16 protein-coding genes are annotated in these 15,499 nt (G+C 48.7%); 12 read left to right on the forward strand and 4 right to left on the reverse strand.

The genetic code is table 11. The features are described 5' to 3' along the window. Positions 1-103 precede the first annotated feature (103 nt). The gene (locus ACKFKF_RS06445; RefSeq protein ID WP_446866918.1) at positions 104-643 is read left to right on the forward strand and encodes a biopolymer transporter Tol; all 540 of its coding nucleotides are present in this window, start codon (positions 104-106) and stop codon (positions 641-643) included. A 12-nt stretch (positions 644-655) separates the two neighbouring features. Next, positions 656-1,174, forward strand: coding sequence for a TolB family protein (locus ACKFKF_RS06450; RefSeq protein ID WP_446866919.1), 519 nt, complete (start codon positions 656-658; stop codon positions 1,172-1,174). Between the two features lie 7 nt (positions 1,175-1,181). Here ACKFKF_RS06450 and ACKFKF_RS06455 read toward each other — a convergent pair whose 3' ends face one another. After that, the gene (locus ACKFKF_RS06455; RefSeq protein WP_446866921.1) at positions 1,182-1,361 is read right to left on the reverse strand and encodes a chlorophyll a/b-binding protein; all 180 of its coding nucleotides are present in this window, start codon (positions 1,359-1,361) and stop codon (positions 1,182-1,184) included. Next, complete coding sequence (locus ACKFKF_RS06460) at positions 1,358-2,368, reverse strand: succinate dehydrogenase/fumarate reductase iron-sulfur subunit (RefSeq protein WP_446866923.1); 1,011 nt, start codon at positions 2,366-2,368, stop codon at positions 1,358-1,360. Before ACKFKF_RS06460 ends, ACKFKF_RS06455 begins: the two co-directional genes overlap by 4 nt. A gap of 573 nt (positions 2,369-2,941) precedes the next feature. Here ACKFKF_RS06460 and ACKFKF_RS06465 point away from each other — a divergent pair. Together ACKFKF_RS06465 and ACKFKF_RS06470 are read left to right on the forward strand one after the other, a co-directional pair. Beyond that, positions 2,942-3,355: an AbrB family transcriptional regulator gene (locus ACKFKF_RS06465; RefSeq protein ID WP_446856238.1), complete on the forward strand. Its 414-nt coding sequence runs from the start codon at positions 2,942-2,944 to the stop codon at positions 3,353-3,355. 58 nt (positions 3,356-3,413) lie between these two features. Next, positions 3,414-4,274 carry a CPBP family intramembrane glutamic endopeptidase gene (locus ACKFKF_RS06470; protein WP_446866924.1) on the forward strand — a complete coding sequence of 287 codons (861 nt, stop codon included), beginning with the start codon at positions 3,414-3,416 and terminating at the stop codon, positions 4,272-4,274. 107 nt (positions 4,275-4,381) lie between these two features. Here ACKFKF_RS06470 and ACKFKF_RS06475 read toward each other — a convergent pair whose 3' ends face one another. Continuing rightward, complete coding sequence (locus ACKFKF_RS06475) at positions 4,382-5,161, reverse strand: DUF1868 domain-containing protein (protein WP_446866925.1); 780 nt, start codon at positions 5,159-5,161, stop codon at positions 4,382-4,384. Positions 5,162-5,701: 540 nt separating this feature from the next. Between ACKFKF_RS06475 and holA the strand changes: the two genes are divergently transcribed. The 8 genes from holA (at position 5,702) to ACKFKF_RS06515 (ending at position 14,437) form a co-directional block, all read left to right on the forward strand. Further along, positions 5,702-6,682, forward strand: a complete 981-nt coding sequence (holA, locus tag ACKFKF_RS06480) for a DNA polymerase III subunit delta (protein WP_446866926.1) — start codon at positions 5,702-5,704, stop codon at positions 6,680-6,682. 139 nt (positions 6,683-6,821) lie between these two features. Then, complete coding sequence (locus ACKFKF_RS06485; RefSeq protein ID WP_446866927.1) at positions 6,822-7,304, forward strand: DUF4168 domain-containing protein; 483 nt, start codon at positions 6,822-6,824, stop codon at positions 7,302-7,304. Between the two features lie 98 nt (positions 7,305-7,402). Continuing rightward, on the forward strand, positions 7,403-8,089 hold the full coding sequence (gene biuH / locus ACKFKF_RS06490) for a biuret amidohydrolase (protein ID WP_446866928.1): 687 nt from the start codon (positions 7,403-7,405) through the stop codon (positions 8,087-8,089). Between the two features lie 168 nt (positions 8,090-8,257). Next, positions 8,258-9,823, forward strand: coding sequence for a glycerol kinase GlpK (gene glpK / locus ACKFKF_RS06495; protein WP_446866929.1), 1,566 nt, complete (start codon positions 8,258-8,260; stop codon positions 9,821-9,823). Positions 9,824-10,118: 295 nt separating this feature from the next. Next, positions 10,119-11,483: an ABC transporter substrate-binding protein gene (locus ACKFKF_RS06500; RefSeq protein WP_446866931.1), complete on the forward strand. Its 1,365-nt coding sequence runs from the start codon at positions 10,119-10,121 to the stop codon at positions 11,481-11,483. A 10-nt stretch (positions 11,484-11,493) separates the two neighbouring features. Beyond that, positions 11,494-12,402, forward strand: coding sequence for a carbohydrate ABC transporter permease (locus ACKFKF_RS06505; protein ID WP_446866932.1), 909 nt, complete (start codon positions 11,494-11,496; stop codon positions 12,400-12,402). Between the two features lie 3 nt (positions 12,403-12,405). After that, the gene (locus ACKFKF_RS06510) at positions 12,406-13,290 is read left to right on the forward strand and encodes a carbohydrate ABC transporter permease (protein WP_446866933.1); all 885 of its coding nucleotides are present in this window, start codon (positions 12,406-12,408) and stop codon (positions 13,288-13,290) included. Positions 13,291-13,303: 13 nt separating this feature from the next. Beyond that, positions 13,304-14,437 carry an ABC transporter ATP-binding protein gene (locus ACKFKF_RS06515; protein WP_446866934.1) on the forward strand — a complete coding sequence of 378 codons (1,134 nt, stop codon included), beginning with the start codon at positions 13,304-13,306 and terminating at the stop codon, positions 14,435-14,437. An 82-nt stretch (positions 14,438-14,519) separates the two neighbouring features. Here the strand turns inward: ACKFKF_RS06515 and ACKFKF_RS06520 are convergent, their stop codons facing one another. Next, positions 14,520-14,873, reverse strand: coding sequence for a hypothetical protein (locus ACKFKF_RS06520; protein ID WP_446866935.1), 354 nt, complete (start codon positions 14,871-14,873; stop codon positions 14,520-14,522). Positions 14,874-15,499: the final 626 nt, after the last annotated feature.

Below are 15,499 nucleotides of genomic sequence, written 5' to 3' on the forward strand. Positions count from 1 at the left end.
TTCCTACAATTTGTGAAGTCGGGGGGATTTGCTATGAGGGCGTGCTGTATTCTGCATTTCGTCAAGCTGATTGTGTGGTTTCTGGAACTGGAATTTTTAGGCTGTGAAAAGGCTGTTTGGTCGATTACTTTCTCTATTCATAAAACTCGCCCTCCTGGGAACGACAGCCTGCGCCCCTCCTGCGGGGATGCCGATCTGCTCCACCGCTCTCAACACCCGCTACAACGAAGAACAGCCTGCCCTGAGTGGAGACGGTCGCCTGCTGGCATTGGTGTCGAACCGCAACGGCAGCCGCAATATTTTGGTTTACAACCTACAGCAACAACAGTTTGTTGAATTGCCACGACTCAATCGACCCGACGCGATCGCCGAAAGTCCCAGTCTCAGCTACACTGGACGCTACCTGGTTTACATGGCCAGCGACCGCGGCACTCCAGAAATCCGCCTGTACGATCGAGCCACTCAGCAGCCCCAGGTTTTGATGTCGCTCTATCCAGGTTGGGTGCGCCGTCCGAGTATCAGCCCCGATGGGCGCTATGTCACTTTTGAAAGCAGTACTCGTGGGCAGTGGGATGTCGAAGTCTTGGATCGCGGGGCCTTTGTGGAGTTGGATTTTCCTGGCGATCGTCGGTCTGCTCCCTAAGAGATTTTTGGCGTGAAACGTTCTGTTTTGGTGTGGATGGCGATCGTTCCCTTGCTGCATAGCTGTGGGGGCAATCAGTTGCTGACGTTTCCGTTTGATCCGGGAGGGCGCAGTCTCAACAGTCCCTATGCAGAAATAAATCCTCGGATTACAAAGCGCTACATCGTGCTGGCCTCCGATCGTCGGGGCACACAAGATATTTATCTGTACGACACGATCGAGCAGCGCTTAATTGATTTGCCAGGACTCAATGCACTCGATTTGATGGCTTCTCACCCTGACATTTCTGAAGATGGGCGGTTGATTGTTTTTGCGGGGAGTCGGCAAGGCAGAACGGGGATCTATCTGTACGATCGAGAACTTTGCCAGCTTCGCAACTTGACCGAAAATCTACGTTCAGAAGTCAGAAATCCCACCATTAGCGCCAACGGCAGTACGATCGCCTTTGAGTCAAACGCTAGAGGGCAGTGGGATATTTTGCTCTACGATCGCACCGGGCAGCCCCTCAACATTCCAACCGATCCCCAGTAGAAGGCGATTATCTCAAGCCTATCCAGCTAAAAAAGTCCTGGCCTGTCGAGAATTCAAGAATCAGCAAAGCGGCGAACCCGATCATGGCAAATCGGCTGTTGATCCGTTCTGCGTAAGGTTTCCAGCCAAAAGCGGGAGGTTCTGACTGGGGATCTTGATTGTTTGGGGCGGGAGGTTGAGAACTCATGAGTCAGAAGACGTGATAGAACTCTTTGATTGTGCCTCATAAGATTGAACAGATTCAATCAACAATCGCACTTCCTTCACCCCTTCAGATGGCTCAAACTTAAGCGGAAACTTCTTACGGGTGATCATCTTCAATCCCAAAGGCGCAAGGCTCAATAGCCCTCTCAGGTCTCTAAAACTGTTGCCCACCACCTGCAACCCAAACAGCCGCTCATCGATCCAGCCGCCTTGTTTGACGAGACTGATCAGCGTTTTACGATGTCGAATCGATCGACTCTCTTGCCCCGTTTTGCCGACTAAAATCTCGTTCTTGATCTTGCCAATTTGATCCATTGGCGCGACCTCCATCGGGCACACACTATTGCAGTAATAGCAGCGCGTGCAGCCCCAAACGCCCGCCGTTCCTTCGTTGTATTTCTCCAAGCGATCTGCGGTTTGGTCATCACGATTGTCTGCCACCATTCGATAGGCTTTGGCTAGGGCATGAGGCCCGACAAAATCAGGATTGACCTCGCGGGCATTGCATTCTGAATAGCAGGCTCCACAGAGAATACAGTTTCCCGACTGGTCAAGCTGCGATCGCTCCTCTGGAGTTTGGAGAAATTCGCGTTCTGGAATCTGCCGCGCTGCGGTACTCACGTAGGGATCGACGGCTTTCAGATTAGCCCAAAATCCCTGCATATCGACCACCAGATCTTTGATCACGGGCATGTTACCCATCGGAGCAATGGTAATTTCGGGCACCTCAGAATCCGAGGGAAATCGAGCAATTTCGCTACCCACATTTTCTTTGCAGGCTAGAGCCGATCGCCCATTAATTCGCATTGAACAACTGCCACAAATCGTATTTCGACAGTTTTTCCGAAAAGCCAGCGTCCCGTCATGCTCCCATTTAATCTGATTGAGACAGTCGAGAATTGTGTTTCCTGACTCAACCTCCAGCCTGTAGGAGTGAATGGCAGAAGCGTAGCCCTGATTTTGCCGGACGACTTTAAAAACAACTTGCATTCTGATAACGAGACCTTGAAATGTGGAGGGTGAGCAGTCGAGAGTTGAGCTAAAAAATCAGTCAGAGATTTCCTGTTTAGTAATAAATTATCTATGCATTTAATAGCTTGTTACGAAAAAAGCAGCTTCATCAGTTCTCGCTTTAAATGTTGCGGGCAGTCGGCCCAATTCCCTTGTAATCAATCTAGCGCATCACCAGCCTCTAAGCGGATTGGCTGAGTTACGACCTGTCAATATCGATGCATAGATTATCGCTTTTGGATAAGTAAAATTTCTCAAGGTGAGCCGATTTGTCCAAAAAGTTTAACGTCAACTTCTTTAAGACATCTGCAAAATAGAAATTTTTGTCTCGCCTAGATGAGGCGTATTGAAACAACTTCCATTCACCATCGATTTGAGAAAGTTTGAGAAAGGGCGAGGCTCGATCGAAATTATTATTGAAATTATTAATACCAAAAAAAATATTGAAAATTACTGTTCAAGTTTTGCAGATTGGAGATATATTTTATTAAGTCAAACATTCAAAATTGACTCTATTTACCACTCAGAAATCGTAGGGATATTCTGTAGCAGATGACTGAAACTGCAACTGCCCCTTTGACAGGGAAGGCATTACTTCAAAAAGTAAAAGAACTGTCGCACTTGCCTCGGCGGGAAACTGCCAAACGCTGCGGCTATTACACGGTTACTAAAAACAACCAAACCCGTGTCAATCTGACTGATTTTTATGATGCTTTGTTGGTTGCTAGGGGAATTCCACTTAGCCCAGAAGGGTCTAAAGATGGTCGGGGGCGTGAGCCAACTTACCGCGTCAGTGTTCATCAAAACGGTCAAATTGTAATCGGTGCAGCCTATACCAAGGCGATGGGCTTAAAACCCGGAGATGAGTTTGAAATTAAGCTGGGCTATAAGCATATTCATCTCATTCAGATTGACGCTGATAAGAGTAGTCAAAACGGAGTTCATCTTGAGGAAGAAGAAGAATAGCACTCAGAAAGACTGTCTTCAAATTGAGTCTTGATAATGCTGTTGTTTGGAAAAATTTATGCCTACGCTCGATCGCACGTCCCAGTTTTTTGCAGCCTTTGCAGAAGCTCCTGTGTGGGTGAGGGTGGGCGTTTTTTTTGTCGGTTGGCTTTTGGTTTGGCTCCCGATCGCCATTCCCCTCGCCGTCTTTCTCAAATGGCACCCTTTCAAGCCTTTAGACGTTCGCCAAAAGCTGTCGCTGGTTGCTTCACTGTATCTGCTGGCTCCGATCGTTCTTTGGGGCGTTGCCTGGATTCAGAACATCCCCTTCTCCAGCTATGGTCTGATTTGGAATAGACAAACGTTGTCTTCTCTCGGTGTTGGGCTTGGGTTGGGCGCGATCGGTTTAATCCTGCTTTTTACCCTACAAACGGTTTTGGGCTGGCTGGAGTGGCGTACTGAGCCTGGGACAAAACTAGCTGCTGTTTTACTGCCCACCCTCTTACTCGGACTGCTGGTAGGCGGGATTGAAGAATTAGTGTTTCGAGGATTTCTGTTTAACCAGCTTTTGGCAGAGTTTGATTTTTGGACAGCGGTGATCGCGTCCAGTCTGATTTTTGCCCTGCTCCATTTAGTTTGGGAAGGCAAAGAAAATATTCCTCAGCTTCCCGGACTCTCTCTAATGGGCGTGGTGCTTTGTCTAGCGCTGGGGGCAAATTCTGGAAGTCTTGGGCTGGCTTGGGGGCTTCATGCAGGATGGGTGTGGACGATCGCGACTCTTGACTCCGCGCAATTGATTCACCTCAAAAAAGATGCCTCAGAGTGGCTCACCGGCCCAGCAGGCAGGCCGCTAGAGGGGGTAATGGGTCTGCTGTTTCTCTTAGCAACCGGACTGCTACTGATCCCGCTTAGAGCCATTTTTAGTGCAGCGTCAGTTTGATCAAGTCTTTTCGCTGCGTTGTCAAGCTTCTTTCATAGATTTAGGAGGCGTTCCCAGATTGACAGTTGCAGTGAGGCATTTCTGCGAATTTACATTTTCTCAGTCCCTCAAAACTCAAAGCTGGCCCAGTTGGGATCGCGGTAGTAGGTTGTCATGTCATCAAATTTGCGAAGTTCGGCCCGATGGACTAGAAACGTTTGTGATTCTTGCTCTAGCCATTGTTTGTTGAGTTCGTCAAAGGTTTGGCTGAGACGATTGCTCTCGACCTGTGAGGTGTCGCCAAAATATCCCAGCGTGATGTGAGGCGTGAAGTAGTACTGTTGCTCAATGCCGATCGCCATCAAATCCGGGTTTTGGTAAATCGCACGGCGCAATTTGAGAATGCGATCGTAAGACTCTTCATCGGTTGGAGCCAGACAAACCGCCACTGCCCGCGTCATCACAATCAGGCCCAACACCTGAAAACGAATCGGGTTTCTTTGAGAAAGCGGCTGACACTGCTGAAAACTTTGGGCAATGCGATCGCGCAACTGCTCCTCAAACGCTGGATTTTGGCTCAAAGCGTGATGATAGGTGCCGTTCCAAATCAAATCGGCCAGCGTCAAGTGAAAACTCTCAGCCGGAAGGGGAGCGAGCAGATCCAACCCAACTTTTTGAGCGACCTGAGACTGAAATTGAGTGAGGCGATCGAACAGAGCAGCATTCTCCGGATCATCTGCGCCGCAAGGAGTCACCACGGTATAGCCTGGAAACGGGTTCGCTTGCCAATCTTCTCCAGACGGCTTAAACTTGGGCGATTCTTGAATATGCTGCACCTGAGACTTGTAGGTGTCTGGAAGCGTCATCCGGATCACCCGGTTGAGGTAGGTCTGATAATTCTCGTCCAACTCGATCGCCTCACCTATAATCGACAGTTTAGAAATCCTTCCTTAATCTAGCGGTAAAGTGTCTCTTAAAAGTGTCTCTTACTCTTCAGAGATCTCAGTATTGCCTCTAAAAGCTGCCGAAGTAGAGAAAAGCTTAAGAAAACTTCAGCGAGAGAAATCTGGAAGGGAGGAGGGAGGAGGGATGAAAAGGAAGGTTGAGTTCTATGCTCTAATTCCCACAAGAGTTACATCAAAACAAATCACTCAGCAAAATGCCTAAGATCATGGATTAAATCAACGTTCAAACAAACCTGACGAATTAATTCACGGCTATAAGAACAAACCCTGCCCTCGCAGATTAGAACGTTGGCGTTGCTGATTGGAGGGATGAATCTGTGAGAAGTGTCCATCTTTTCGCCCCCTAAATCCCCCAAAATTGGGGGACTTTGAATGTTAGGTTTCCCGCCGCTTTGGGGCAATTCATCCCCTGATTCAGCACCGCCAGAACGTTTTATCCCACGAGTTCTAAGCGCTTCATCCCTCATCCCTCATCCCTGTCCTATGCCAATTTACCTGTATTGGGGAGAAGATAGTTTTGCGATCGCCCAAGCCGTCAAGAGGTTGCAGGCACGATCGCTCGATCCCACTTGGGAGAGCTTTAACTTTGACAAAATTTCTCCTGATCAGCCAGAATCCGTCATTCAAGGTCTCAATCAAGCGATGACACCGCCGTTTGGGTCGGGAAATCGGTTTGTCTGGCTGGTCGATACGGCTCTAACTCAGCGCTGCTCAGAAGAACTCTTGGCAGAACTCGATCGTACCTTTCCCGCAATTCCTGAAACGACAACGTTTTTGATGACGAGTTCGGTAAAGCCTGACGGCCGCTTGAAATCGACCAAGCTGCTGCAAAAATACGCTCAGATTCAAGAATTTTCGCCCATTCCGCCCTGGAAAACTGATCTTCTTCTCAAACAGGTGCAGCGAGTCGCGCAAGAAGTCGGGGTCAAGCTATCGATCGCTGGTGCAGAATTTATGGTCGAAGCCGTCGGCAATAACACGAGACAGCTTTATAGTGAGTTGGAGAAAATCCGATTATTTGCGGGCGACTCTAAAAAACCCTTGGGCGTGGAAGCGATCGCTCCCTTGATCACCACGACCAGCCAAAACAGTTTGCAGCTAGTGGCAATGATTCTCGAAGGTAAAACCGATCAAGCCTTGGAACTGGTCACAGATTTGCTGCGTCAAAACGAACCTGCCATTAAAATCGTGGTGACTTTAATCAATCAATTTAGACAACGCCTATGGATCAAAATCATGATGCAATCGGGAGAGCGAGATGAACGCACGATCGCTCAGGCGGCTGAGTTAAATAACCCCAAAAAACTTTACTTTTTGCAAAAAGAATTGGCTAAACTCTCAGTTAATCAGCTTCAACAAACCCTTCCGCTACTCCTCGAACTAGAATTCAGTCTCAAACGCGGCATTGACGAAACGGCCGCTATGCAAACGAAGGTGATCGAGCTTTGTCAAATTTTTAGTTAGTGCCATTTCCTCAGTAGTGACTAAAATCACTTGATCCCAAAACTAAATTCTTGCTGACTTCTGGAACTTCTTGCTCATAAAATAATTCATGAATCTTGAACCTCAACCGTGTGCTAGTTTGCGGAATGTCACACACACTATGATGAACCGTGTTTCTCGCTTTCCATTTCAACTCAACCGAGTTTTAGCCCGATCGCTGACGATCGCGACGCTTTCGACACTCGGACTACTGACTGGCGTTGCTCCTAATCTCTCAGGGCAACCTACTCAACTGTTTGATACAGCAGTCCATGCTCAAGAAGAATCGACGTTTACGCGCTATGTGAAAGCCGCCTTTGAGATTGAGAAGATGCGGCGATCGCTCCTCGATCAAGTCAAGCAACTTACGGGGGGCAACGTGCCGAGCAACGTTTGTCAATCGTCTAGCCTGGCGCAGGTGTCGTCTAATGTGCGCGATCAAGTCAAGGGCATTTGCGATAATTTTTCGGCTCAGGCGAAGTCGATCGTTCAGGATAAGTACAAACTTAGCCGCGACGAATTCAACAGCTATCAACGGCAGAGCCAAAATCCTGATATGAAATCTCGCATCGAAGCTGAGATTCGCAATTTGAATCTTCGCTAATGCTGATCCAAAAGCTGATCAAAAAGTGATGCAAGATACCTAATTGATGGCGAGAACTCTGTAGATCCTTAGAATAAGCGATCGTTCTGAGGTGAGTTATGGGCTGTTTTGTTGAGGCAGATCCCTATCCGTATCCATTCAATGGAGATCTGCGTCCGGAGAATACGGTGGTTTTGGTGATCGATATGCAGACCGACTTTTGCGGAGTTGGGGGGTATGTCGATCGCATGGGCTACGATTTGTCTTTGACGCGGCGGGCGATCGAGCCGATCAAAAATCTGCTCTCAGTGGCGCGGGCCAAGCACTTCTCGATCATTCACACTCGCGAAGGTCATCGACCCGATCTGTCTGACTTACCCGAAAATAAGCAGTGGCGCAGTCGGCAAATCGGCGCTGGCATCGGTGACCCTGGGCCTTGTGGCAAAATTCTCGTCCGAGGGGAGCCTGGCTGGGAAATTATTCCAGAATTGGCACCCCTGCCGGGAGAAGCCATCATCGACAAACCTGGCAAAGGGTCTTTTTACGCCACCGATCTGGATCTGCTGCTCAAGCGAAAAGGCATTCAAAACATCATTCTCACGGGCATTACGACCGATGTTTGTGTACATACGACGATGCGAGATGCCAACGATCGCGGCTACGAGTGTCTGATTCTATCGGACTGCACAGGCGCAACGGATTACGGCAATCATGTAGCGGCGCTCAAAATGGTGACGATGCAGGGTGGCGTGTTTGGTGCTGTTGCAGATTCTCAAGCGGTGATTAGCGCGATCGATCTCCTGTAAAGGTCAGCCTTGAATTTTCGGAACTTTGGTGAAGTTTTTCGTTTCGGTGTTTGCGTCTTCTGCCCTCCAAGTTGCCAATTCTGGGAGACTTTAAGGCAAGCGTTTCGGCTCAAAGTTCTCCATTTTGGGTGAGTTTATTAGCCTTTAAAGCTTGTAATTGAATTCAGGTTGATTCAACGTCGATCGCTAACATTGACTCGTCTCAAGGTAGGCTTTGGAGAAGAACTAAAACCGCTTCTCATTGAGATGATCACTCCCGCTGGCTATATTTTGGCGCTTGATTTGGGCACGACGGGCAATCGCGCTTTTTTGTTTGATTCATCGGGGAGCGTGGCCGGTCAGGCTTATCTGGCGTTGACACAGCACTATCCGCAGCCTGGATGGTTGGAGCACGATCCCCAAGAAATTTGGCAGGCTACTTGTGAAGTCATGCAGACGGCGATGCAGCGGGCCCAGATTGAGCCGAGTCAGATTGCGGCGATCGGGCTAACCGTTCAGCGAGAAACTTGTTTGCTGTGGGACAAAACGACGGGACAGCCACTTCACAATGCGATCGTTTGGCAAGATCGGCGGACGGCTCCCCTTTGTAATCAGTTGCGCGATCGCGGGTACGCTCCAGACATTTGCGATCGTACTGGACTGATTTTGGATGCCTACTTTTCGGCGACGAAGCTATCCTGGCTGTTAGAACACGTCGTGTCTGAGACACCGCTAGAAAATGTGTTAGCAGGCACGATCGACACCTGGATTTTGTGGAATCTCACCGGACGAAAGATTCACGCAACCGATGACAGCAACGCCAGCCGCACGATGTTATTCAATCTAGAGACTCGCGACTGGGATGCAAAACTGTTGGATCTGTTTGCGATTCCGTCTCATGTGTTGCCTAAAATTCAGCCGAGTTTGAGTCAATTTGGCGTGACGGATGCGAGTTTGTGGGGGGCAGAAATTCCGATTACGGCGATTTTGGGCGATCAGCAAGCCTCTCTTTTGGGGCATGGGTGCGATCGTCCCGGTTTGGTCAAATGCACTTACGGAACGGGCTGTTTTTTGGTGGCTCACAGTGGCAAATCGATCGTGCGATCTCCACAACTCATTTCAACGATCGCTTGGACTCAATCCGATCAAGTGGGATACGCCCTCGAAGGCAGCATGTTCACAACCGGGGCTTGCATTCAGTGGCTGAGAGATGGTCTGCAAGTGATTTCAACGGCGGCTGAAACGGAGACGATCGCTCAACAGGTTCCTAACAACGGCGGCGTTTATTTTGTGCCTGCTCTCAGTGGGTTGGGCGCTCCTCGATGGGATATGACGGCACGAGGCGCATTTTGGGGGATTACAGGTGGGACAGGACGATCACATCTAATTCGGGCGGTCTTGGAGTCGATCGCGTATCAGGTCAAAGAAGTGGTGCAGGCGATCGAGAAATGTAGTCCTCTAAAAATAACGCGCCTTAGAGTCGATGGCGGCGCTTGTGAGAACGACTTTTTGATGCAGTTTCAGGCAGACGTGTTGGGAATTGCGATCGAGCGTCCCAAAATGCGTGAGGCGACCGTGCAGGGCGTTGCGTTTGCGGCAGGTCTGGTGATGGGCTTTTGGGAAGATTATCAGACGCTCATTGCCCAAAGAGAACTCGATCGCGTGTTTGAACCCGGAAATGGATCTGAGCAAGCGTTAGCTAACTTTGTGATCTGGCAGAAAGCAGTGGAGCGATCGCAACATTGGGTCGAGTGAATGAATACTATCTACTCAAAATTATTCGTTCAAAATACTCAGTCCTGCTAACTTTTGAATAGCTCATTCTTAGAACTGGGATCAGTGATAACTTGGCTGGGATCGAAGAATAGTCACCCTTTTACCAACTGGGTCTTAATTTAATTTAATATTTTGTCTCATCTTATACCTCTTCAAGAAGATGAGTTGTGAGCTATGAGATTCGTATCATAAGTTTCTCATCTGCTGATAACAGCATTTGATGGGATTTCAATTGCTTCTTTGAAGTGAAAATTCACTTTACTTAACCTTTTTAGTGCGATCGAGCGAGGCACTGCCAGCAAGCTACGATCGTCCACACAATTCTATGGAAATCCTGGAATTTATTAGACAAAATCTTGCGAAAGTTTGGCGGCGATCGTTACTCTTTCGAGTGGTTACAGTCCTGTCTGCGTTTGGGTTGAGCGCGTTGCTGGTAATCTTGCCTGCGATGTCTCAGCCCGTGGTTTTGACCTTCTTGATGAATGCGCCAGAAGTCGAACCTTTTAAGCCGATTATTCGAGAGTTTGAGCAACAAAATCCGGGAATTCGCCTCAATATGATCGAAGGCCCGAACGCATCAAACTTGATCGAAGACCTGAATACTTCAGCCTTTTTGTTAGGTGGATCGCCCTACGATTTGCTCAATTTAGATGTGACCTGGGTGCCCAAATTTGCAGCAGCAGGCTGGCTTCGTGAGTTAGATGATCTCGTCCCCGCTGAAGAATTAAAGCAATTTTTGCCGGGAGATATTAACGGTGGACGCTACAAAGATAAGCTCTATCGATTGCCCTGGCGGACAGATGTCGGGATGCTCTATTACCGAACTGATCTGCTCGATCAAGCCAACCTTAAGCCGCCCGAAACCTTTGCTGATTTGACCCAAGCTTCTAAAGCGTTACAGCAAGAAAATGCGGCTCGGTGGGGCTACGTTTGGCAGGGGCGACAGTATGAAGGTGTAGCAGCCATGTTTATTGAAGTGCTGCAAGGGAATGGTGGCTTCTGGGTTGACCCCAAAACCAATCAGGTTGGACTAGATCAGCCAAAAGCGATCGATGCCCTCAAATTTCTCACCAGCACCATTCAGCAGGGCGTTTCTCCCGGTGGGGTGATCACGTATCAGGAAGACGAAGCGCGTCGCCTGTTTCAAAGTGGCAACACCGTTTTTATGCGAAATTGGCCTTATGCTTGGGCGCTATTGAATGCGGATGAGTCTCCGGTCAAGGGCAAAGTTGGCATTCGTCCGATGGTTCACGCGCCCGGATATGAAAGTGCCGCTTGTCAAGGAGGCTGGGGTTGGGGAATTGCCAGCACGACCAAACATCCGCAAGAAGCCTGGAAAGTGGTGCAATATTTCACTAGTCCTGAAGTGCAGAAAAAGCTGATTTTAAACACGGGTTATTTACCCAGTCGGCGATCGCTCTATGACGACAAAGATCTGTTAGCCAAGTACGAATTTTTCCCACTGGTTTTGCAGGTTTTAGATAATGCGGCTTTGCGTCCGCCGATCGCACAATATGCCCAAGCTTCTGATATTCTGCAACGCTATTTAAGTGCTGCGCTGTCGGGTCGGATGACTCCTGAAAATGCGATGAAATCGGCCGCCAATGAAACGCGCTCTTTATTGGGTGCAAATGCTTGAGGAGAGAACTATGACACAAGACATTATTCGAGAACGAGAGCGACGAGCGGGCTGGTATTTGACGGTTCCAGCGCTGTTAGTTTTGGCTCTGGTATTTGCATATCCGATTTTGCGGGCGTTTTGGCAAAGTTTGTTTGTTCAGAATTTGGGGAATCAGCTAAATCCTTCGTTTACTGGACTGACTAACTTCGGAAGAATGGCGCAGGATGGGCGATTTTGGGGGACTTTATGGAACTCAGCCGTCTTCACGTTTTCCTCAGTTTTGCTAGAACTGATTATCGGCATGGGAATCGCTCTAGTATTGAACCAAACCTTTAGGGGGCGAGGGATTGTGAGAACGATCGCCATTCTCCCCTGGGCGTTACCGACTGCATTAATCGCGCTGGCCTGGACGTGGATCTTTAACGATCAATATGGGGTTGTCAATGACATCCTATTGCGGTTGGGATTGATTCAAAATGGAATTAACTGGTTGGGTAATCCGACATTGGCGATGATATCTGTAATCGTTGCTGACGTATGGAAAACAACGCCCTTTATTAGCATTCTGTTGTTAGCAGGTTTGCAATCCATTCCCAGTGATTTGTATGAAGCGCAAGCGATCGATGGTGCGTCTCCCTGGCAGAGTTTTCGTCAAATTACGCTGCCTTTATTACTGCCTCAAGTGGTGATTGCGTTACTATTCCGATTAGCGCAAGCCTTCGGAATCTTTGACTTGATCTCAGTCATGACAGGCGGTGGGCCCGGTGGTGCGACGGAAACGGTTTCACTTTACATTTACGCAACTGTGATGCGCTATCTCGATTTTGGATACGGTGCAGCGTTGGTAGTTGTGACATTTTTACTGTTGGTGTTGGTGGTCGCGATCGCTAGTTTCTTCTTAACGCGATCGAGAGCTAGAGCAGCCGGGGAGGTCTGATCCATGACTACTGTTTTTCCTGAGCATATTAATCGCAAAACACCGTCGGGGTCGGGTCGGGCTTCATTGCGAAAGGTGATCTTGCCGTTGGCGGTTGCGTTCACCGTTCTGTTCTGTTTAGCTCCGATTTTGTGGCAACTGTTGACTTCGGTTAAGGTAAACGCTGACATCTCTGCTGTGCCAAATGTGTATTTCCCCAGTCGGTATACGCTGACTCACTATCAAGAGTTGTTTGCGCGTCGTCCGTTTTTTAATTACATTCTCAATAGCGCTTTAGTTTCGATTGCCTCTACCATTCTCGCTTTAGGATTGGGGGCACCTGCCGCGTATGCGCTGGCTCGATTAAAACTTCAAGGCGAACGTGTGATCCTTGCGGGTGTTTTGATCGTGACGTTGTTTCCTCCAATTCTATTGTTTTTAGGTTTGCTGGAAATTGTTCGATTTTTGAACCTGGGCAATAATTATTTGGCGTTAATTATTCCCTACACAGCAATCAATTTACCGTTGACAATTCTGGTTATGCGGAGTTTCTTTCAGCAATTGCCCAAGGATTTAGAAGATGCTGCAAGAGTCGATGGTTACAGCACTTGGCGGATGTTGCTTGAGATTGTTTTGCCGATGACGATTCCTGCGCTGGTGACCACTGGGATTCTTACCTTTATTTCTGCCTGGAATGAGTTTATTTTTGCGCTGACGTTTATCACTCGTGAAGAGATGAAAACTGTCCCCGTAGCAGGCGCACAACTGGGTGGAGCGTCCCCGTTTGAGATTCCGTTTGGGCCGATCGCCGCCGCCACCGTTTTAGGCACCATTCCGCTAGTTTTGCTGGTGTTGTTTTTCCAACGTCGAATTGTACAAGGTCTGACCGCAGGAGCCGTTAAAGGATAAAAGGATTAGAACCATGAAACCGATGCAAGACGAAAGAACGATCGACAGAAGACTTGAGATTGTAGATCTACGCAAGGCTTATAATCCCAAGGTTGTCCCGGTCAAAAACATTAGTTTGAGTGTTGGGCCGGGTGAGTTTTTGACGCTGTTGGGGCCGTCGGGCTGTGGAAAATCGACGATTCTTCGGTTGATTGCTGGGTTAGAACAGCCAACCAGTGGTCAGGTTTTGATTAACGGGCGAGATGTGAGCCGATTGGGGCCAGGCGATCGCAATATTGCAATGGTCTTCCAAAGTTATGCGCTTTATCCTCACATGACGGTGCGCGAAAATATTGCGTCTGGGATGAAGCTTCGCAAAACGCCTGCGGGAGAAATCCAGCAACGGATTCAGGAAGTGTCTGATTTCTTGGGGCTGGACGAATTAATGGAACGCAAGCCAGGTCAGCTTTCTGGCGGTCAGCGTCAACGGGTTGCCGTCGCTCGGACTCTAGTACGCCGTCCGGATGTGTTTCTGTTAGATGAGCCGTTGAGTAACCTGGATGCATTGCTCAGAGAACACGTTCGGGCAGAACTCAAACAGCTATTTGGATCGCAAAATGCACCTGTCGTTTATGTGACGCACGACCAAACTGAGGCCATGACGCTCTCAACCAAAGTGGCAGTTTTGAACAATGGAGATTTGCAGCAGTTTGACACACCAGAACGGATTTATACTCATCCCGCCAATCAGTTTGTCGCCGGATTTATTGGCAGTCCGCAGATGAACTTTTTGCGCGTTCCTTGTGAGGGTGGTAATGCGATCGTCGGCAGCACTCGTATCCCAATTCCGCAGGGAACTTCTACTAAAGAAATCATTTTGGGTCTGCGTCCAGAACATGTGCATCTGTCGCGATCGAACGAAGAATCCGCCCTTAGAGGTCAAGTTTTCTTAGTTGAAAATCTAGGAATGCACAATCTGATCAGCATTAAAGTTGAGAATGCCAATCGTGAACCGATGACCATTCGAGCGCTCATGGAAATTCATCAAGGGATTAGCGTGGGCGACCCAGTTAAGCTGTCGATTCCGGTTGAAGAAATTCACTGGTTTGATGCGGCAACGGGCGATCGGATTACCAGCACAACGGCGAGGGAGATGGTTAGGGGATGAGGGATGAGGGATGAGGGATGAAAAAACTGTTCCGGTGGGCGGAGTGGGGTTTGACATCCCCTTTGTTTCTTTTTGTTGAAGGTTACGATCGGTCTGATTTTCTTCGCTGTCTGGTGAGAATGCTCATTACGTTTCCAAAGTTGGGCGCGGGAAGTAGAGGACTCCAGGCGCTAGGCTCTGCAAATCCTCGTGCATGTAGGTTTTGAATTGTCTCGGTCACACCGTCTGTAGAACCGATAATTAATACGCGCAGCGCTTCAAATTCGTCAGATTGAGGAATGGCACTATCCGGTAAAAGATCCTGAAGTGGAACGCGAAACGAAGTCACTGTAAAACGGGGAATGGTATCGGGAAGCAAGCGAAATTGCAGCCATTCTAAAATTGCGTAAGCGTAATCGCACAGCCAAAAGCCAGCGTTCAAAAGTCGCTCTGCCATGATGGGTACTCCAATTTTAAGTTTCCGAAGAAACCCAAAAAACTAGCCGCCCCGACGATCGTGACAAGTCGGAGCGGCCAAAGGAGTGTTAAAATCCTCCATTAGCCCTCTGGACTGGGTGTATCAGTCTCACGGGTTAGCTGCCCTCGGTTGCTCTAACAGCCTTGGGCGGCGACAGACTAGATTTTTTGGGCGATCGGACGACCTTCTCGCGACGAAAAAGCGTCCTTGATTTGAGAGAATATCTGGAATTTTGATTCTCGTCAAGTAGAGGCTGAAGTAATCTTGTGGTGAGTACTTTTGCTTAGGAATGAGAATTAAATAACTTCGACAATTGTAGAGTCTCGGATCGCCCTCCTCACAAAGTGGGGCGAAGCCCTCGCCAACTCTTCTCCCGAAGGAAAAGGGGGCTAGAGTCTGGTTCCCTCTCCTTGGTGAGCTACCGTGTACACACAAGTCCGGAATCGCTTCGTTTCAATCGGCTTCAGCCCCCTAAATCCCCCAATCTGGGGGACTTTGACCCAGAGAGATTGCCTAGCATTCAAAGTCCCCCAATTTTGGGGGATTTAGGGGGCGAAGGGTCTCGGCAATGACGGATCAATCAACTTGTGTGTACACGGTAGCCT

It is taken from the genome of Phormidesmis sp. 146-12, from assembly GCF_052939495.1.

Bases quoted from the DNA above. Each gene is read 5' to 3' on its own strand.
- ACKFKF_RS06485 (WP_446866927.1), top strand. From the start codon at position 6,822: ATGATGAACCGTGTTTCTCGCTTTCCATTTCAACTCAACCGAGTTTTA.
- ACKFKF_RS06515 (WP_446866934.1), top strand. From the start codon at position 13,304: ATGAAACCGATGCAAGACGAAAGAACGATCGACAGAAGACTTGAGATT.
- ACKFKF_RS06510 (WP_446866933.1), top strand. From the start codon at position 12,406: ATGACTACTGTTTTTCCTGAGCATATTAATCGCAAAACACCGTCGGGG.
- ACKFKF_RS06520 (WP_446866935.1), bottom strand. From the start codon at position 14,873: ATGGCAGAGCGACTTTTGAACGCTGGCTTTTGGCTGTGCGATTACGCT.
- ACKFKF_RS06470 (WP_446866924.1), top strand. From the start codon at position 3,414: ATGCCTACGCTCGATCGCACGTCCCAGTTTTTTGCAGCCTTTGCAGAA.
- holA (WP_446866926.1), top strand. From the start codon at position 5,702: ATGCCAATTTACCTGTATTGGGGAGAAGATAGTTTTGCGATCGCCCAA.
- ACKFKF_RS06465 (WP_446856238.1), top strand. From the start codon at position 2,942: ATGACTGAAACTGCAACTGCCCCTTTGACAGGGAAGGCATTACTTCAA.
- ACKFKF_RS06460 (WP_446866923.1), bottom strand. From the start codon at position 2,368: ATGCAAGTTGTTTTTAAAGTCGTCCGGCAAAATCAGGGCTACGCTTCT.
- ACKFKF_RS06455 (WP_446866921.1), bottom strand. From the start codon at position 1,361: ATGAGTTCTCAACCTCCCGCCCCAAACAATCAAGATCCCCAGTCAGAA.
- ACKFKF_RS06505 (WP_446866932.1), top strand. From the start codon at position 11,494: ATGACACAAGACATTATTCGAGAACGAGAGCGACGAGCGGGCTGGTAT.
- biuH (WP_446866928.1), top strand. From the start codon at position 7,403: ATGGGCTGTTTTGTTGAGGCAGATCCCTATCCGTATCCATTCAATGGA.